The organism is Flavobacterium psychraquaticum (assembly GCF_034497725.1).
Classification (GTDB): domain Bacteria; phylum Bacteroidota; class Bacteroidia; order Flavobacteriales; family Flavobacteriaceae; genus Flavobacterium; species Flavobacterium psychraquaticum.
Window position 1 is genome coordinate 1 of sequence record NZ_JAXKVR010000028.1, and the last position, 19405, is coordinate 19405.

Genomic DNA, 19405 nt, shown 5'->3' on the forward strand with positions numbered 1-19405 from the left:
GCTACTCCAACACCCCCAGGAAATTGTGATACAGCTACAGCTACGGTTGTTGTTTTAAATCCAATTGATGCAGTTAACGATACACCAGCAGTAGTAACAGTTGGTGATAGTACGCCAAGTGTTGTCTTGAACGATACATTAGATGGAAGTGGTCCAGTTGTAATTGGAACAAATCCAGGTGAGGTAACCTTAACAGGAGTAACCGTGCCAACGGGCTTAACATTAAATGCAGATGGAACCATCACCGTAAATCCATTAACACCATCAGGAACTTATCTTGTAGTTTATGAGATTTGTGAAGTTGGCGCTACTCCAACACCCCCAGGAAATTGTGATACAGCTACAGCTACGGTTGTTGTTTTAAATCCAATTGATGCAGTTAACGATACACCAGCAGTAGTAACAGTTGGCGATAGTACGCCAAGTGTTGTCTTGAACGATACATTAGATGGAAGTGGTCCAGTTGTAATTGGAACAAATCCAGGAGAGGTAACCTTAACAGGAGTAACCGTACCAACTGGCTTAACATTAAATGCAGATGGAACCATCACCGTAAATCCATTAACACCATCAGGAACGTACACAGTTGTTTATGAGATTTGTGAAGTTGGCGCTACTCCAACACCCCCAGGAAATTGTGATACAGCTACAGCTACGGTTGTTGTTTTGAATCCAATTATTGCTAATGATGTTGACTTTAGTGGTACACCAATTAGTGGAGGTAATGACACGCCAAGTGTTGTAAATAACGATACATTAGATGGATCTGGTCCAGTTGTAATTGGAACAAATCCAGGAGAGGTAACCTTAACAGGAGTAACTGTACCAACGGGCTTAACATTAAATGCAGATGGAACCATCACAGTAAATATAAACACGCCTTCAGGAACATATACTGTTGTATATGAAATCTGTGAAGTTGGAGCTGTCCCAGCGAATTGTGATCAAGCTACAGTTACGGTTGTGGTGTTGAATCCAATTGATGCGGTTAATGATCCAGCACAAGTTGTTGAAATAAATGTTACAGGACCAGTTTTTGCTGGAAATGTCTTAGGCAATGATACTTTAAATAGCATACTTGTTACAACTACTAATACAGATGTTACGCCTTCAACGCAGGGGCCATTAAGTATTGATGCCTTAGGGAATGTTACTATCGCACCAGGAACATCAGCCGGGACTTATACAATTGTTTATGAATTGTGTGAAGTTGATCCAGTAACAGGATTACCGGTATCACCAACAAATTGTGATACAGCAACAGCAACATTTATCGTTGTAACCGATTCTGATGGCGACGGGGTAACTAATATTACTGAAATAGCAGACGGTACAGATCCAGATAATAATTGTGATTTCATTCCAGCAAATGTAACAGAGGAGCAATCGCAAGAATTTTTAGACGGTGATTGTGACGGTGATGGATTAACCAATGGCGAAGAATATGGTCCAATACCAACAGATCCATTAGATTCAGATGGAGACGGCATACCAGATTTCTTAGAGCCTAATAATTATGCACCATCAGAAGATGATTTAGAGATCTTCAACTTAGTAACACCAAATGGCGACAATGATAATGATGTATTTACCATTAGAAACATTGAATTATATCCAGATAATACAGTAGAAATCTATAACAGATGGGGTATATTGGTTTATGAGGTTAGCGGTTATGGTCAGGATAGTAAATACTTTAGAGGTATTTCACAGGGAAGAGTAACCATTAGTCAATCTTCAGAATTACCAGTTGGAACCTATTTCTATGTTGTTAAATACAGGAATAATGCTGGCAACGGTAAAGAACGTTCAGGATATTTATATATTAATAGATAATAAAAAGCTTTAAAGGGGAAGCAATTCCCTTTTAAAACTCTTATAAAAAGTGAAAAAATGAAAAAAAGATTTTTAATATTAATTGTCACACTTGTAGCGGCATCATCTTATGGGCAACAAGATTCGCAATTCACAAATTATATGTACAACACTGTTAATATTAATCCTGCCTATGCTGGTTCTCGCGGAGCTTTAAGTATTTTTGGATTGCATAGAAACCAATGGGTTGGACTAGATGGCGCACCTGTTACCAATACTTTTTCTATAAATACACCTATCAACAATTCAAATTTTGGATTAGGAATCTCTATTGTTAATGATAGAATTGGTCCATCGGATGAGAATTCAATATCCGCCGATGTATCTTACACTATTGCAGTATCAGAAAACTATAAATTATCTTTTGGTGTTAAAGGAACTGCAAATTTATTGAATGTAGATTTTACAAAATTGAACATTTATAATCCAGGTGATGTATTGGCACAATATAATGTAGCGAATAAGTTTTCACCAAATGTTGGAGCAGGAATTTATTTTCATTCGGATAAAACATATTTTGGCTTGTCTGTTCCTAATTTTTTAGAGACCAAGCATTTTGATAAAGATCAATTGGGTTTTTCAGCAAACTCGGTAGCTTCAGAACGAATGCATTATTATTTTATAGCGGGTCACGTATTTGATTTATCTGGAAGTGTAAAATTAAAACCAGCGCTTTTGACAAAAGTAGTTCAAGGAGCACCTTTACAAATTGATTTATCTGCAAATTTCTTATTTAATGACAGGTTTACCCTTGGGGCAGCCTATAGATGGGATGCTGCTGCTAGTTTGTTGGCTGGCTTTCAGGTTTCTGACTCTTGGTTTATTGGTTACGGTTATGATTTGGAGGTTACTAAATTGGCCAACTATAATTCAGGTTCTCATGAGTTTTTCTTACGATATGAATTGTTTAAAAATTACAATAGAGTAGTTTCTCCAAGATTCTTCTAAAAAAATACATTATGAAAATAAAAGTAATATTATTAGTGTTAGTCTTGAGTATTTCTTCAAGTTTTGCTCAAAAAAGTAGGCTAGCAGCAGCCGATAAAAAGTTTGATGATTTAGCTTATATTGACGCCATTGCCATTTATAAAAAAGTAGCAGAAAAAGGACATAAATCGGTTGATTTGTTTGAGAAATTAGGAGATTCTTATTATTTTAATGCCAACTTAACAGAGGCCAATAAATGGTATGCTGAGTTATTCGCTTTAGGTCAAGAAGTAGCACCTGAATATTACTTCAGATATGCTCAAACTTTAAAATCAGTTGGCGATTATACAAAGGCTAATGACTATTTAACGAAGTTTTCTCAGAAAAAATCAGCAGATAATAGAGCTAAAATATTTGTAGCTAACGCGGATTATTTGTCGGAAATAAAGCAAAATTCTGGAAGACAAAAAGTAGAATTAGCAGGTATAAACACGGAATATTCAGATTATGGAGGTTCTTTTTACAAAGAAGATTTTATATTCACCTCTGCCAGAGATACCGGAGGCGTTTCAAATGTAAAACACAAATGGACTAATGCTTCGTTTTATAATTTATATAGCGCAACAGTTACTCCAGAAGGCTATTTAGTAAATCCTAAGGCTTTGAAAAGAAAAATAAATTCAAAGTTTAATGAATCATCTGCTGTGTTTACAAAAGATGGCAATACTATGTATTTTACGCGTAATAACTTCACGGATGGTAAACAAAGAATGGATGCCTCAAAAATCACCTTACTAAAATTGTATAAAGCAACTATGGGTAGTGATGGTAGTTGGGTTGATGTTCAAGAATTACCTTTTAATAGCAACCAATACAGTTGTGCCCATCCGGCTTTAAGTCCAGATGAAAAAACCTTGTATTTTGCATCAGATATGCCCGGAAGTGTTGGTCAATCCGACATTTTTAAAGTAGCAATCAATGCCGATGGAACTTTTGGAACTCCTACAAGTTTAGGTGGCGGAATTAATACCGAAGCACGTGAAACTTTTCCTTTTGTATCGGATGACAATATTTTGTTTTTCGCATCAGACGGTCAATTAGGCTTAGGTGGATTAGATATTTTTTCTGTTAAAATGAATGCAGATGGTACAATGTCAAAAGTGTACAATTTAGGAACACCAGTAAATAGTCCTCAAGACGATTTTTCATATCTATTTAATTCAAAAACAAAATTAGGATTTTTCTCCTCTAACAGAGCTGGTGGCAAAGGGAACGATGATATTTATAAATTTGTAGAAGAAATGCCTTTACCTTATGATTGCAATCAGGTTATTTCTGGTGTAATTGTAGATGAACAAACCAAAGAAATCATAACCAATACTACAGTTACTTTGTTTGATGAGGATATGAAATTAATTAGCAGTATGGTTGTTAATGAAAAAGGAGCATATATTTTTGAAGGATTAGATTGTGAGAAAACCTATTTTGTTAGAGCAGAAAACACAGCTTATGAAACGGTTGAAATGGCTGTTGTAACGGGAAGTAAATCAGGCACCACAAGTACACAATTACCAATTACTAAGCGTATCAAGCAAGTAGGAGTAGGATCAGATTTAGCTAAAACGTTTAACATCAAAATCATTTATTTTGATTTAGACAAATCTAACATCAGAGCCGATGCTGCGTTAGAATTAGAGAAAATTGCACAAGTAATGAAACAAAACCCTACTATGAAAGTAGATGTTCGTTCACATACCGACTGCCGACAAACTGTTACATACAATCAATCTTTATCAAACAGACGCGCTAAGGCTACTATGGCTTGGTTAGTTAAAAATGGTATTTCGGCAAATCGATTAACAGGCAAAGGTTATGGCGAGTCGCAATTAGTTAATGATTGTGGTTGTGAACCAACAAACGAATCAAAATGTTCAGAAGAAGAGCATCAAGCAAATCGCAGAAGTGAGTTTATAATTACAGCAATGTAAGGGGTATATTTTTTAACAAAAAAAGCATCAATTAATTTTGATGCTTTTTTTGTTAATACTAGCTTATAAATGTTGCGAAATACACACGATTTGTTATTTTTGTCCTTTACAATAATAAAATTAAGTTTATATGAAAATTAGTCGTCTGATTATTCTAGTTTTTTTACTAGTACAGTCATTTATTTTTGCACAGAATAAAGAAGTTTTATTTACAATTGATGCACACCCCTATTATACAGATGAATTTATTAGAGTCTATAACAAAAATCTAGATTTAGTTAAAGACGATTCTCAAAAAAATCTTGATAATTATTTAGAATTATTCTTAGGGTATAAGCTTAAGGTTGAAAAAGCAAATAAAATTGGCTTACAAGATGGGGTTACCTATCAAAATGAACTAAAATCATACAGAACACAACTTTCAAAAAGTTATATGAATGATTCTAAAGTTACTAATGAATTAGTTCAAGAGGCTTATGATAGAATGCAAAAAGAAGTTCGTGCTTCTCATATTTTAGTTTTAGTAGCTGAAGGTGCTTCGCCAGCCGATACTTTAAAAGCTTACAATAAAATAAAGGACATCAAAAACAGACTAAATGCAGGTGAAGATTTTAATTTAGTAGCTCAAAAATATTCTGAAGACCCATCCGTAAAAGATAATAATGGAGATTTAGGCTATTTCTCAGCTTTTAGAATGGTTTATCCTTTTGAAAGTACAGCATATACTACTAATGTAGGTGATGTATCTAAACCTTTCAAAACACGCTTTGGTTACCATATCGTAAAAGTAATTGATAAAAGAGATAATAAGGGAGAAGTTACGATTGCTCATATTATGATTTTAAAACCTACGACAAAAGACAGCCAATTAGACGCAAAAGCAAAACAAACAATTGATGATATTTATCAAAAAATTCAACAAGGTGAACGTTTTGAAAATTTAGCCCAACAATTCTCAGAAGATAAATCTTCGGCTCCAAAAGGTGGCGTTTTGCAACGCTTTGGTTCCGGCCAGTTGAGTTCTGAGGAATTTGAAAATGTAGCTTTTTCACTTCAAAATAAAGATGATATTTCAAAACCATTTCAATCGCAATTTGGTTGGCATATAGTAAAACTTATAGAGAAACATCCACTTCAAAGTCTTGCGGAAATGAAATCGGAGTTAGAAGAAAAAGTAAGAAGAGATGAGCGTTCTTTGTTAATAACAAATTCATTAGCTAAGAAACTTAGAGCTAAATATGCTTTCACTACAGATAAAAAAATGGTGGCTGCTGTGAAAAAAAATGTTACTAATGATTTTTATGCCCAAACTTGGCAAGCTCCAGAAAATGCTAGCGATTATAGCAAAGCAATATTGACAATTGATAAACTAAAAGATGTTTCAGGTGTTGCTTTTTTGAATTTTATTGAATTGCAACAAAAAGCGAAAAGTAAGACGGCTCCAATAGCGAAGTTGGTTGATGAATTATTTGAAAAATTTATTGATGAGCAAGTAACAACTTATCACAATGAAAATTTAGAAAATGAGTTTCCAGAATTTAGATATGTAATGGATGAATACAGAGACGGATTACTTTTGTTTGATTTAATGGAGCGAGAAATTTGGACTAAAGCTAAAACAGATACTTTGGGCTTAACCAATTATTTCGAAAAAAACATCAAAAATTATCAGTGGAAAAAACGTTATAATACCAATATTTTCTCTTCGACAGATAAATCTATTATAACAAAAGTAAAGAAGTTTTTAGATAGAGGGAAATCGCTTACGTACATAAAGGAGCAATTAAATAAAGACGGAAAAATTAATGTAATGGTAAAATCGGGTCTTTTTGAAGAGGATTATGATATATTGCCGGCTTATAATAATTTAGTCAAAGGCGTTTCTCCTGTGGTAACAAAAGACGAATATTATTTTGTAGTTGATGTAACTGAAGTAAAACAAATTGAAGCTAAGAAATTAACGGAATGCACGGGAAAAGTAGTAAATGATTATCAGCAATTTTTAGAAGCAAATTGGGTAGATGAATTGAAAAAGGAGTTTAAGATTAAAGTTAATTCTGATGTTTTTCAAACCGTTAAAAAACAATTACAAAAATAAATGAAATATTTGCTTCAATTACTTTTAATAATTTTTTTGGTTTCTTCATGTGACTATTTTAGAGCACCAAAAGAACCTAAAGCAATTGCGCGTGTAGGTAAAAGTTTTTTGTATGAAGATGATATTTTAAATTTAGTACCAAGCGGAACTTCTAAAAAGGATAGTATTGCAATAGTAAAATCTTTTATAGATAATTGGGCAAGTAAAAAGTTGTTATTTGAAGCTTCAGAAAGAAATATTAGCAAGGCAAAAACAACAGAATTTAACGAGTTAATTGAACAATATAAAGTAGATTTATACACCAAAAACTATATTGAAGATTTGGTTGTCAGACAAATTGATACGCTGGTTACAGATGAGCAGATTAAAATGTATTATGATAATAATAAGCAGTTTTTCAACAACTCATCTGAATTGGTGAAAATGAGATATATCAATTTAGTTAAAGAAAATCCAAAATTTGTAAATATTAAATCAAAGTTTAGTTCCTTTACAAAAAAAGACAGAAAAGACTTAGAACAACAAGCGGTTAACTTTAAAAGTTATGCTTTTAATGACTCAATTTGGGTAGATATCAATCAAGTATTTGAAAAATTACCGTTTGTAAATCTTGAAAACAAAGACCGATTTATTAGTAATGGAATCAATTTTCAATATCCAGATGCTACCACTATTTGGTTGGTTAAAGTCAATGAAGTTTTGCCAAAAGATAGTCCAACTCCTTTAGAGTTTTTAAAACCAACGATTAAACAAATCATCGTTAACAATAGAAAATTAGAATTAGTAAATACAATAGAAAAAGAGATTACCAATGATGCAATCAATGACAATAAATATGAAATTTATAAATAAAAATTTTTTCCTGAGCCTTTTTTTAATAGCAACTGCATTTTCATTCGCACAAAAGAAAGAAAAAGTAGACGGTGTAATTGCCGTTATTGGTGACTATATTGTATTAGATTCTGATATTGATTCCGAACTTATGCAATTAAAAGCACAAGGAATCGATACAAAAAATATTACTCGTTGTGAGTTATTTGGGAAGCAATTAGAGGATAAATTGTATGCACACCAAGCTATTCAAGATAGTATTGTTGTTACTGATGCTGAAGTAAATAGCTATATGAATGAACAAATAGACGCTATGGTTGTGCAAGTTGGAGGAATGGATAAAGTTTTGAAATTTTACAAAAAAAAGAATGAAGAAGATTTTAGAAGTTACTTTTATGATGTCATAAAAATGAATAAGTTGACCTCGCAAATGCAAAAAAAGATTGTTGACGATGTTACCATTACACCAGAAGAAGTAAGAAGTTTTTTCAAAGCAATTCCAAAAGAAGAGATTCCAACGTTTGGAGCTGAAATGGAAGTAGCTCAAATTGTAGTAAAACCAATAATCACAGAGGAAGAAAAGAAAAGGGTTATTGATCAGTTAAATCAAATTCGCCAAGAAGTTATTGGTGGTGCAAGTTTCTTTAGTAAAGCAGTTTTGTTCTCGGAAGATCCAGGATCAAGTTCAAATGGAGGTTTCTACAAAATGAATCGTAGAACGCAATTTGTTAAAGAATTTAAAGACGTAGCCTTTACCTTGGCGGAAGGAGAAATTTCAGAACCTTTTGAAACTGAGTTTGGTTATCATATCATTATGGTTGAAAAAATTAAAGGACAAGAAGTTGAATTACGTCATATATTAATTTCACCAAAAGTTTCTTCGCAAGCAATTAAAGATGCAAAAGAAAAAATTGATATCATCCGAAATAAAATCATAAATAATGAAATTACTTTCGCAAATGCTGCAAAATCTTCTTCCGATGAAAAAGAAACACGTAATAACGGAGGTGTGTTGTTAAATCCACGAACTATGGAACCACGCTTTGAATTAACCAAAATGGATCCTACTTTATATGCACAGGTTTCTGAATTGAAAGATGGAGAGATTACTATTCCACTATTAGATGAAGAACGTGGTGGAGGAAAATTCTACAAACTCATTACCGTTAACAATAGAACTGAAGAGCATCAAGCAGATTTTGCTAACGATTATTTGAAAATTAAGGAATTAGCATTGCGCGACAAGCAAATTAAAGAGATTGCAAAATGGAGTGAAGAAAAAATCAAAGAGACTTATATTAAAATTAACGACGAATACAAAGGATGTGAATTCACAAACAACTGGTTAAAAAAATAAAATATACAATACATAAACCCTTTGAATTTTCAGAGGGTTTTTTTTAAGTATTTTTTCTTACATTAGTACTTTGATAAAAATTAAAAATTACTGAATTCTAAATTCAAAATCCATTATGTCAGACGTAGCAGCTATTCAAGAATTAGTTCAAAAACAAAAAGCTTTAAAACAGGAAATCGCGAAAGTTATTGTAGGCCAAGAACAAGTAGTGCATCAAATTATCTTAAGTATTTTTTCGGGTGGTCACGCCTTACTCGTTGGTGTACCAGGATTAGCAAAAACCTTAATGGTAAATACTATTTCACAAGCTTTAGGATTAGATTTTAAACGCATTCAGTTTACGCCAGATTTAATGCCTTCTGATATTTTAGGAAGTGAAATTTTAGATGAAAATCGACAATTTAAATTTATAAAAGGACCTGTTTTTTCAAACATCATTTTGGCAGATGAGATTAATAGAACGCCGCCAAAAACGCAAGCAGCTTTGCTAGAGGCAATGCAAGAACGCTCTGTAACTGTTGCAGGACATCATTATAAATTGAGCCTACCTTTCTTCGTTTTAGCAACTCAAAATCCTATTGAACAAGAAGGTACTTATCCGCTACCGGAAGCGCAATTGGACCGTTTTATGTTTGCTATTAACTTAGATTATCCAAGTTTTCAAGAAGAAGTAGATGTGGTAAAAGCCACAACTTCTGACTTTAAACCAGTAGTAAATCCATTGTTTACGGCCCAAGAAATTATTGATTTTCAAAATGTAGTCCGTAAAATTCCAGTAGCCGATAATGTTATTGAATATGCCGTAACTTTAGTTAATAAAACACGACCAAACAATCCGTTATCCAATGATTTTGTCAAAACTTATATCGATTGGGGAGCGGGTCCTCGTGCTTCACAAAATTTAATTTTAGCGGCGAAAACAAATGCAGCTTTCAATGGAAAATTTTCACCTGACATTGAAAATGTTCAAGCGGTTGCAACCGGAATTTTACGTCACAGAATTGTAAAAAATTATAAAGCAGATGCCGAAGGTATTTCGGAAGAAGAAATTATTAAGAAGTTGTTTTAAACAACAACTTTTGAAAAATGTTTTGTTATTCTGTCGTTTGGCTTAGTATTTTTTTGCTAAAAATTAATACTATCTCGAAATATTACTACTTTTTTTATTAATTTTTCAATAGTTTGAAGGTTGATTGCGAATTGTTTAAAAAATGCTGTTTTTATGATGATTTGTTGAAATATTAGTAGTAAAATAGAATCTTTATAAATAATAATTCTTTTAATCAGGCGATTTATTTAAAACTTTTAAATCTCGTTAAGATTCATTAAATTTGTACCACTTAAAATACAAACGAACACAAATAACTTATTGTAGTATGGCTTTTGATATAGAAATGATCGAAAAAGTATACGCTAACATGGCCGAAAGAGTTGATAAAGCTCGCGACTTAGTTGGACGTCCACTTACATTAACAGAAAAAATATTGTATTCTCATTTATGGGATGGAACAGCTTCGGGTGTTTATAAAAGAGGAGTAGACTATGTAGACTTTGCACCAGACAGAGTAGCTTGTCAAGACGCAACAGCACAAATGGCATTATTGCAGTTTATGCATGCGGGTAAAAAATCAGTTGCAGTTCCTACAACAGTGCATTGTGATCACTTAATCTTAGCTAAAGATGGTGCTAAAAAAGATTTGCAATTAGCAAACACACAATCAAAAGAAGTTTTTGATTTCTTATCATCAGTTTCGAATAAATATGGAATTGGATTTTGGAAACCAGGATCGGGAATTATTCACCAAATCGTTTTAGAAAATTATGCATTTCCCGGCGGAATGATGATTGGTACTGATTCACATACTGTTAACGCAGGTGGATTAGGTATGTTAGCTATTGGTGTGGGTGGTGCTGATGCGGTTGATGTTATGTCTGGTATGTCTTGGGAATTAAAATTTCCAAAATTAATCGGAGTTAAATTAACAGGCAAATTATCAGGATGGACGGCTCCAAAAGACGTAATTTTAAAAGTCGCTGATATCTTAACTGTAAAAGGTGGAACAGGCGCAATTGTTGAATATTTTGGAGAAGGTGCTTTAGCAATGTCTTGTACGGGTAAAGGTACAATTTGTAACATGGGTGCTGAAATTGGAGCAACAACTTCAACTTTTGGTTATGATGATTCAATGAGAAGATATTTAGCTGCAACAGGTCGTCAAGATGTAGTGAATGCGGCAGATAAAGTTGCGGATTATTTAACAGCTGATGCTGAAGTTTATGCTAATCCAGAGCAATATTTCGACCAATTAATCGAAATTAACTTGTCAGAATTACAACCACATATTAATGGTCCATTTACACCAGATAGAGGAACTCCAGTTTCAGAAATGAAAAAGGAAGCTGAAGCGAATGGATGGCCATTGAAAGTAGAATGGGGATTAATCGGTTCTTGTACAAACTCATCTTATGAGGATATGGCACGCGCCGCTTCAATTGTGAGACAAGCTGTGCAACACGGAATTACGCCAAAAGCTGAATTCGGAATCAACCCTGGTTCAGAACAAATTAGATTCACAATAGAAAGAGACGGAATTATCGCCGATTTCGAAAAAATGGGTACTAAAGTATTTACAAATGCTTGTGGACCATGTATTGGACAATGGGATAGAGCAGGCGCAGATAAACAAGAAAAAAATACAATTGTACATTCGTTTAACCGTAATTTCTCTAAAAGAGCAGACGGAAATCCAAATACACACGCTTTCGTTACATCTCCAGAAATGGTTGCTGCTTTAGCAATTTCCGGACGTTTAGACTTTAATCCATTAACAGATACGTTAATAAATGACAAAGGTGAAGCAGTAATGTTAACAGCTCCATATGGCGATGAATTACCAAAAAGAGGTTTTGCTGTTGAAGATGCAGGATTCCAAGCGCCAGCTGCTGATGGTTCATCAGTTCAGGTAGCGGTTTCTGAAACTTCAGATCGTTTGCAATTATTAGCGCCTTTTGAACCTTGGAATGGAAAAAATATTACAGGAGCAAAGTTGTTAATCAAAGCTTTTGGAAAATGTACAACGGATCATATTTCTATGGCTGGTCCTTGGTTGCGTTTCCGTGGACATTTAGATAATATTTCTAATAATATGCTAATTGGTGCAGAAAATGCTTTCAATGGTAAAGCAAATTCAGTTAAAAATCAATTAACGGGTTCTTATGATGCAGTTCCGGCTGTAGCAAGAGCTTATAAAGCAGCAGGTGTTCCTTCTGTAGTTGTGGGTGACCATAATTATGGTGAAGGTTCTTCTCGTGAGCACGCGGCTATGGAACCTCGTTTCTTAGGTGTGAAAGCAGTATTAGTAAAATCATTTGCTCGTATTCACGAAACGAACTTAAAAAAACAAGGAATGTTAGGTTTGACTTTTGCTAACGAAGCGGATTATGATAAAATTCAAGAAGACGATACAATCAATTTCTTAGATTTAACAACTTTTGCTCCAGGAAAACCATTAACATTAGAATTTATTCACGCTGATGGAACTAAAGATTTAATTGTAGCGAATCATACTTATAACGATAGCCAAATTGGCTGGTTTGTTGCCGGTTCTGCATTAAATTTAATTGCAGCTGGTAAGGCATAAATTTTAAAATTATTTATAACAGAAACTCCTGCAATTTTGTAGGAGTTTTTTTTGAATTTTTTTTTTGGATTTTTTTAAAACAAATACTAATTATTCTATTTAGATAATTTTGTAAACCAAAAATAGCTCCATAAAGGAGCTATTTTTATATTCTATATTTTTATTTCTACTAGTAGTAAGTATATCTTCTCACTTTAGCAACATATTTTGCTAAACGAATTACTTGATGGCTATAACCATATTCGTTGTCATACCAAACATATAATACAATATTTTTTCCGTCTGCAGAAACGATAGTAGCATTACTATCAAATATTGCAGGAGCAGAAGTTCCTACAATATCAGAAGAAACTAATTCGTTATTTAATGAATATTTAATTTGTTCTACTAATTCACCTTCTAAAGCATAATGCTTCATAATGTCGTTAACTGCAGCAACTGAAGTTTCTTTTCCAACTTCTAAATTCAATACTACTAATGAACCGTTTGGAACCGGAACACGAATAGCATTTGAAGTTAATTTTCCGGCTAAACTTGGTAATGCTTTTGCAACTGCAGTTCCTGCACCCGTTTCTGTAATAACCATATTTAAGGCAGCAGCACGACCACGACGGTATTTTTTGTGCATATTGTCCACTAAATTTTGGTCATTTGTATACGCATGAATTGTTTCTAAATGTCCTTTAACAACGCCTAAAGTATCTTCAACGGCTTTTAGAATAGGAGTGATTGCATTAGTTGTACAAGACGCAGCAGAGAAAATGTTAACCTCGTCTGGATTGTATTCATCGTGATTTACACCATAAACAATATTTGGAACACCTTTTCCTGGAGCAGTTAATAAAACTTTGTCTGCACCTTTTGATGATAAATGTCTTCTCAAAGCTTCTTCCGTAGTAAATGCTCCTGTATTGTCAATGATCAATGCATCTTCAATTCCGTAAGCAGTATAATCAATTTCTTCTGGAGAATTTGCTGTAATTATATGAACCGTAGTTCCATTAATTAACAACGCATTGTTTTCAGGATCAGCAATTACTGAACCTTGAAAATCCCCGTGAACTGAATCATATCGTAATAATGAAGCTCTTTTTTCTAATAAAACAGCATCATTTTTATCTCTTGTAACAATCGCTCTCAATCGTAATTGTTGTCCTTTTCCAATTTTTGACATCATTTCACGCGCTAATAAACGTCCAATTCTTCCAAAACCATATAAAACTACATCTTTTGGTTTAATTTCGTGGAAGTTTTTAGCATTCTTAAGTTTGTCGATAACGAAAGCTTTTGCATCGTTATATTTATTGTCTTCTAAATGATATTCATAAGTTAATTTTCCTATATCAATTCTAGAAGGTGGTAAATCTAATTCAGCTATAGCACTTGCAATTTCTACTGAATCAAATATGTTTATAGGTTTGCCAACGAAAGCTACAGCATATTCGTGCAAGTTGATAATTTCACTAACGTTATTATCAATTAGTTGATTACGAAATAAAACCAATTCAATTGATTTATCATACCATAAATCACTAATGATTTTAATAAATTCAACTCCGGCTTTCCTTCTATCAGTCTGAAAAGCAATCTCTTTTTCGTACAAAGTTATGTTGTCCATCAAAAATAGTTATTGTGTGTTTATATTTGCAAAAGTATAGATTTATAACCTTTTCGTGAAACTTTTTGCATAAAAAAACCAGCCTTGTTTGAAAAGACTGGTTTTGATTATTTTCACCAAATTAATTTACATAATAATGCTATACATCTGACCGTTTTTAGTCATAATTTGATAACGTGCTTTTTGATTTTCTTTCTTAGCTAAATAGCTTGAAACGGACTCCATATCTTTAGCTTTTTGTCCGTCAATACTTAAAATAACAGCACCTTCTAAAATTTCTTTATATTCTGAATACTCAGGATTCGAAACACTTTTAATTTTTATTCCTTCTGTAATATTCAATTGTTTCTTGTCGGAAGCATCAATGTCCTCAAACTCGATACCGTTGAATTCATAATTTAAAATTTCTTTTTTAGTCAGAATTACTGGAAGCGTTTTCTGTTTTCCATCTCTAATTATCTTAACTTGAACAACATCATTAGGTCTTTTCGTATTAATATATGCATTCAATTCGGTAAAACCGTTTATTTTTCTGTCATCTAATTGCGTAATAACATCTCCTTTTTGCAAACCACCTTTTTCAGCACCCGAATTTTTCGTTACCTTATTAATGTAGAAGCCTTGCGTTTCTTTAATTCCGATTTCTTTTGAAAAGCTCGAATTCAATTCGCCACCTTCAATTCCTAAAACACCTCTTTGAACATTTCCAAATTGCATCAAATCTTCAATTATTTTTCGAGTAATATTTGAAGGAACTGCAAAAGAATAACCCGCATAACTTCCGGTTGGAGAAGAAATCATCGTATTAATTCCGATTAATTCACCATTTGTGTTCACTAAAGCACCACCACTATTTCCTGGATTCACGGCGGCATCCGTCTGAATAAACGATTGCAATCCATCTTTAGCTAAATTTCTAGCTTTCGCCGAAACAATTCCAGCAGTAACCGTTGAGTTTAAATTATACGGATTCCCAACTGCCAAAACCCATTCGCCAACTTTAATCGCATCCGAATCACCAAAAACAGTATAAGGCAATTTTTCGCTCGTATCAATTTTCAATAATGCAATATCCATTTTTGAATCCGTTCCAACTAACTTGGCGATGTACGATTTATTATTGTTCAAAGTAACTTCTAATTCCGAAGCATTTTGAATCACGTGATTGTTGGTCACAATATAACCGTCTTCCGTAATAATTACACCTGAACCGGTTCCAATTTGGGTTTGTTCCCTGTCGCCACGATAGCCATAGAAATATTCCATAAACGGACTGCTCGGCACTTTAGAAATTGTCTTATTTTTTACGTGAACAACCGTGTGAATAGTGTTTTCTGCAGCAGTTGTAAAATCGATGTTTTCTGCACCTAAATTTACATTTTTAGCGTAATTAGGTGAAGCAAGAGCGATTTTTCCTGCATTATTAGGTTCTAAAAAGAATTTGTAAGCACCTAATGTGATAGCCCCACTTAAAAGTGCTACGAGTAATAAACTTCCAAATTTTTTCATAAGTATTAAATTTTATTTACGTAAAGTTAATTACAAATTCTATTCCAAAAAATGAGTTTAACGCACGATTAACATTGTTTAACATCTTATTAATAATCGTACTTTTGTACTAAATAAAAATAAAATGATGCTTACTTTTTATAAATACGAAGGAACTGGCAATGATTTCGTGATGATTGACAATCGCACCGATTTTTTCCCGAAGGCTAATGTGCAACTTATTGAAAGATTGTGCGATAGGCGTTTTGGAATTGGAGCTGATGGATTAATTCTGTTAGAAAATCATCCGCAATATGATTTCAAAATGGTCTATTATAATTCGGATGGAAATGAAAGTTCAATGTGTGGCAATGGTGGAAGATGTTTAGTCGCTTTCGCGAAGCAAATGGGCGTAATTTCCGATACAGCCGAATTTGAAGCAGTCGATGGGTATCATTTTGCTACAATTGATTCAGAAAATAATGTTTCGCTTCAAATGAAAGATGTTGATGCCATAAAAAATGAAACCAATTATACTTTTTTAAATACGGGTTCGCCTCATCACGTTGAATTTATTGGCGATTTAGAAAAATTAGATGTGAAATTCGAAGGTTCAAAAATTCGTTATTCGGATTTATATGGCTCAGCCGGAAGCAACGTTAATTTCGTCAACCAAATTGCAAATGACATTTTTGCAGTTCGCACGTATGAAAGAGGTGTGGAAGATGAAACTTTGTCGTGCGGAACTGGAGCAACAGCAGTAGCGATCGCGATGCATCAAACCGGAAAAACAAAAAACAAAACCATTGCTATAAAAGTTCAAGGCGGAAAATTAAAAGTAAATTTCGAAGTGAATAACGGAAATTACACCAAAGTTTTTCTAATTGGACCCGCAACTTTTGTATTTGAAGGCAAAATAAAAATTTAAAACACACTATTTTGATTACTTTAAAAGGAACAACTATTTATTTAAGAGCTTTAGAACCCGAAGATTTAGCTTTTGTTTACCGAATAGAAAATGACGAAACCATTTGGGAAGTCAGTAATACGCAATCGCCTTACAGTCGTTTTTTAATTCGTCAGTATTTAGAAAACGCACATCAAGATATATATGAAGCCAAGCAATTGCGTTTAGCGATTTGTCTAAACGACACTTTGGAAGCCGTCGGATTAATCGATTTATTTGATTTTGATCCCAGAAATAATAGAGCCGGAATTGGCATTTTAATTTCAAATGAAAACCATCGCAATCAAGGAATTGGCGGACAAGCGTTGGAACTTATTATTCAATACGCGTTTCATCAACTGCAATTGCATCAGTTATATGCAAATATTGGGAGTGAGAATGAAATTAGTTTGCAACTTTTTACTAAATTTGGCTTTCAAATCATTGGCACAAAAAAAGATTGGATGAAAGTAAACAACGTTTATAAAGACGAATTACTGCTTCAATTAGTAAATAATAATTAAAATTTTTTCTTTTGAACGTAAAAAAAGTATTTTCAACTATTGTTGTTGCTGGAGCACTTATCGCAACATCTATTTGTGTCTATGTTTATTTTAAAGCATTTACACCCAACACAAATTTCTCTCAAAACGAAGTTTTTGTATACATTCCTACTAATTCCACTTATGAAGATGTGAAGGGAATTATGGAGCCAATGGTTAAGAATTTCAGTAAATTTGATTTTGTTGCCACTTCAAGAAATTACGATACGTCAGTAAAATCAGGTAAATTTTTATTAAAAAACGGAATGACGAGTTTTGATATCGTTCGAAGCCTTCGTTTGGATGTTCCCGTTAAAGTCGCTTTTAATAATCAAGAAACTATAGAGAAACTGGTAGAACGTTTATCAAGTCAACTTGAGCCAGACACTTCAACATTGAAAGAAGCTTTTACAAACCCAAAGTTTTTAGAAGAAAATGATGTTACAGAAGAAACAATCTTAGCTGTTTTTATCCCAAATACATACGAGTTTTATTGGGACACGCCAGCGGATAAAATTGCTAGCAAATTAGCCAAAGAATATAAAAAGTTTTGGAATCAAGAGCGATTAGATAAAGCGAAAGCAAAGAATTTAACACCTACAGAAGTTAGTATTTTAGCTTCGATAGTGCAAAAAGAAACAGCAAAAGTAGACGAACGTCCTGTTGTTGCGGGAGTTTATTTGAATCGTTTACAACAAGAAATGCCATTACAAGCAGATCCAACCGTGATTTATGCCATCAAAAAGAATTCGGGCGATTTTGATCAGGAAATTAAACGTGTTTTCTTCAACGATCTTCGCATAAATTCGCCCTACAACACCTATATTAATAAAGGATTGCCTCCGGGACCAATCACAATGCCAGATGTTTCTTCAATTGATGCCGTTCTAAACGCAGAAAACCACGATTACATTTATTTCTGTGCCAATCCAGACAAACCGGGTTATCACGCATTTGCTTCCAATTATGCAATGCATCAAGAAAACGCGAAACGCTACTCGGCTTGGGTAAATAAATTAGGCATAAACCGATAGATTTTGGAGCGAATGTTATGGGCTCTTTTGGTTGCCATATTCCTGCTTTCCGTTGCAATTTTTTATAAAACCTCTGGGTTTTATAAAAAGATTTCCACTGCAATCAGGGCTAAGTTGTGTTTCATTTTCATTTTTGGTAGTGTTTTTAGTCAGGCACAATCGTCTTTAGAATCTTTTCTAACACCGTCAGATTCTATAAATAAACCGAGACAATCTGGAGTTTACATTGGAGAATCAGTGGCATTAGGTGCTACACTAATTGGCTTGAACCAAATTTGGTACAAAGATTACCCGCAATCTAATTTTCATTTCTTTAACGACAACGATCAATGGTTGCAAATTGATAAAGTTGGACACCTTTATTCTTCTTATCATTTAGGTAGAGCGGGAGCGGAGTTGTTGCAATGGAGTGGAGCTTCTCAAAAAGAGCAACTACTTTATGGAGCAACAGTAGGTTTTGCATTTTTAACGGTTGTCGAGGTATTTGATGGTTTTTCTCAAGAATGGGGAGCATCAACTGGAGATATTATCGCAAACGCAACCGGAACCACTTTATATGTTTCGCAAGAATTACTTTGGAAGGAACAACGCATCACACCAAAATTCTCTTTCCATCAAACTAAATTTGCAGAACTACGACCAGAAACTCTTGGGAAATCTTTAAACGAACAATTATTAAAAGATTATAACGGGCAAACGTATTGGTTATCTTTCAATATACATTCTTTTACTAAGGATTCCTTTATTCCAAAATGGTTAAATTTAGCCATCGGATATGGAGGTGAAAATATGCTTTATGGAAGCCGTTCTGAAGCACTTCAAAATGGTGTTTTTCAACAAGAATATCGTCAATTTTACCTAAGTTTGGACATCGATCTGACGAAAATTGAGACAAAATCACATTTTTTGAAGACAATTTTTTCCGTTTTTAACACTATAAAAATTCCCGCACCAACTTTGCAATACAATGATTACAACGGACTTAAAGCACACTTTATCTACTTTTAGAAAAGTTTAACAAGCTGTAAATCAATATTGTATTTTTTTTTGTATCTTTGCC

General features: G+C 33.5%; 14 protein-coding genes. 12 read left to right on the forward strand and 2 right to left on the reverse strand.

Annotated features, from left to right (window positions below; translation table 11 throughout):
* The 8 genes from T1L09_RS07020 to T1L09_RS07055 form a co-directional block, all read left to right on the forward strand.
* Positions 1-1836, forward strand: a 1836-nt coding sequence (locus T1L09_RS07020; protein ID WP_322550246.1) for a T9SS type B sorting domain-containing protein, incomplete at its 5' end; no start/stop codon positions are given.
* A 57-nt stretch (positions 1837-1893) separates the two neighbouring features.
* Positions 1894-2823 (forward strand): PorP/SprF family type IX secretion system membrane protein, encoded by a 930-nt coding sequence (locus tag T1L09_RS07025; protein ID WP_322550247.1) that lies wholly within the window; start codon positions 1894-1896, stop codon positions 2821-2823.
* 11 nt (positions 2824-2834) lie between these two features.
* Positions 2835-4790, forward strand: coding sequence for an OmpA family protein (locus tag T1L09_RS07030; protein WP_322550248.1), 1956 nt, complete (start codon positions 2835-2837; stop codon positions 4788-4790).
* Positions 4791-4920: 130 nt separating this feature from the next.
* Entirely contained in the window at positions 4921-6888 is a 1968-nt protein-coding gene (locus T1L09_RS07035) for a peptidylprolyl isomerase (protein ID WP_322550249.1), read from the forward strand.
* Positions 6889-7740: a hypothetical protein gene (locus tag T1L09_RS07040; RefSeq protein ID WP_322550250.1), complete on the forward strand. Its 852-nt coding sequence runs from the start codon at positions 6889-6891 to the stop codon at positions 7738-7740.
* On the forward strand, positions 7724-9076 hold the full coding sequence (locus tag T1L09_RS07045) for a peptidylprolyl isomerase (RefSeq protein ID WP_322550251.1): 1353 nt from the start codon (positions 7724-7726) through the stop codon (positions 9074-9076). Before T1L09_RS07040 ends, T1L09_RS07045 begins: the two co-directional genes overlap by 17 nt.
* A gap of 115 nt (positions 9077-9191) precedes the next feature.
* The gene (locus T1L09_RS07050) at positions 9192-10145 is read left to right on the forward strand and encodes an AAA family ATPase (protein ID WP_322550252.1); all 954 of its coding nucleotides are present in this window, start codon (positions 9192-9194) and stop codon (positions 10143-10145) included.
* Positions 10146-10452: 307 nt separating this feature from the next.
* The gene (locus T1L09_RS07055; protein ID WP_322550253.1) at positions 10453-12717 is read left to right on the forward strand and encodes an aconitate hydratase; all 2265 of its coding nucleotides are present in this window, start codon (positions 10453-10455) and stop codon (positions 12715-12717) included.
* A 169-nt stretch (positions 12718-12886) separates the two neighbouring features.
* On the opposite strand, the gene T1L09_RS07060 is transcribed toward T1L09_RS07055, so the two are convergent.
* The gene (locus tag T1L09_RS07060) at positions 12887-14335 is read right to left on the reverse strand and encodes a glyceraldehyde-3-phosphate dehydrogenase (protein WP_322550254.1); all 1449 of its coding nucleotides are present in this window, start codon (positions 14333-14335) and stop codon (positions 12887-12889) included.
* A gap of 126 nt (positions 14336-14461) precedes the next feature.
* Positions 14462-15844: a S1C family serine protease gene (locus T1L09_RS07065; RefSeq protein ID WP_322550255.1), complete on the reverse strand. Its 1383-nt coding sequence runs from the start codon at positions 15842-15844 to the stop codon at positions 14462-14464.
* Between the two features lie 124 nt (positions 15845-15968).
* On the opposite strand from T1L09_RS07065, the gene dapF reads away from it, so the two are divergent.
* Genes dapF through T1L09_RS07085 form a run of 4 tightly spaced genes read left to right on the forward strand, consistent with a single transcriptional unit; the run spans position 15969 to position 19353 of the window.
* Complete coding sequence (gene dapF, locus T1L09_RS07070) at positions 15969-16751, forward strand: diaminopimelate epimerase (RefSeq protein WP_322550256.1); 783 nt, start codon at positions 15969-15971, stop codon at positions 16749-16751.
* An 11-nt stretch (positions 16752-16762) separates the two neighbouring features.
* The gene (locus tag T1L09_RS07075; protein WP_322550257.1) at positions 16763-17293 is read left to right on the forward strand and encodes a GNAT family N-acetyltransferase; all 531 of its coding nucleotides are present in this window, start codon (positions 16763-16765) and stop codon (positions 17291-17293) included.
* A gap of 11 nt (positions 17294-17304) precedes the next feature.
* Complete coding sequence (gene mltG / locus T1L09_RS07080; protein WP_322550258.1) at positions 17305-18345, forward strand: endolytic transglycosylase MltG; 1041 nt, start codon at positions 17305-17307, stop codon at positions 18343-18345.
* Between the two features lie 3 nt (positions 18346-18348).
* Positions 18349-19353: a DUF2279 domain-containing protein gene (locus T1L09_RS07085; protein ID WP_322550259.1), complete on the forward strand. Its 1005-nt coding sequence runs from the start codon at positions 18349-18351 to the stop codon at positions 19351-19353.
* The last annotated feature ends 52 nt before the right edge of the window (positions 19354-19405 follow it).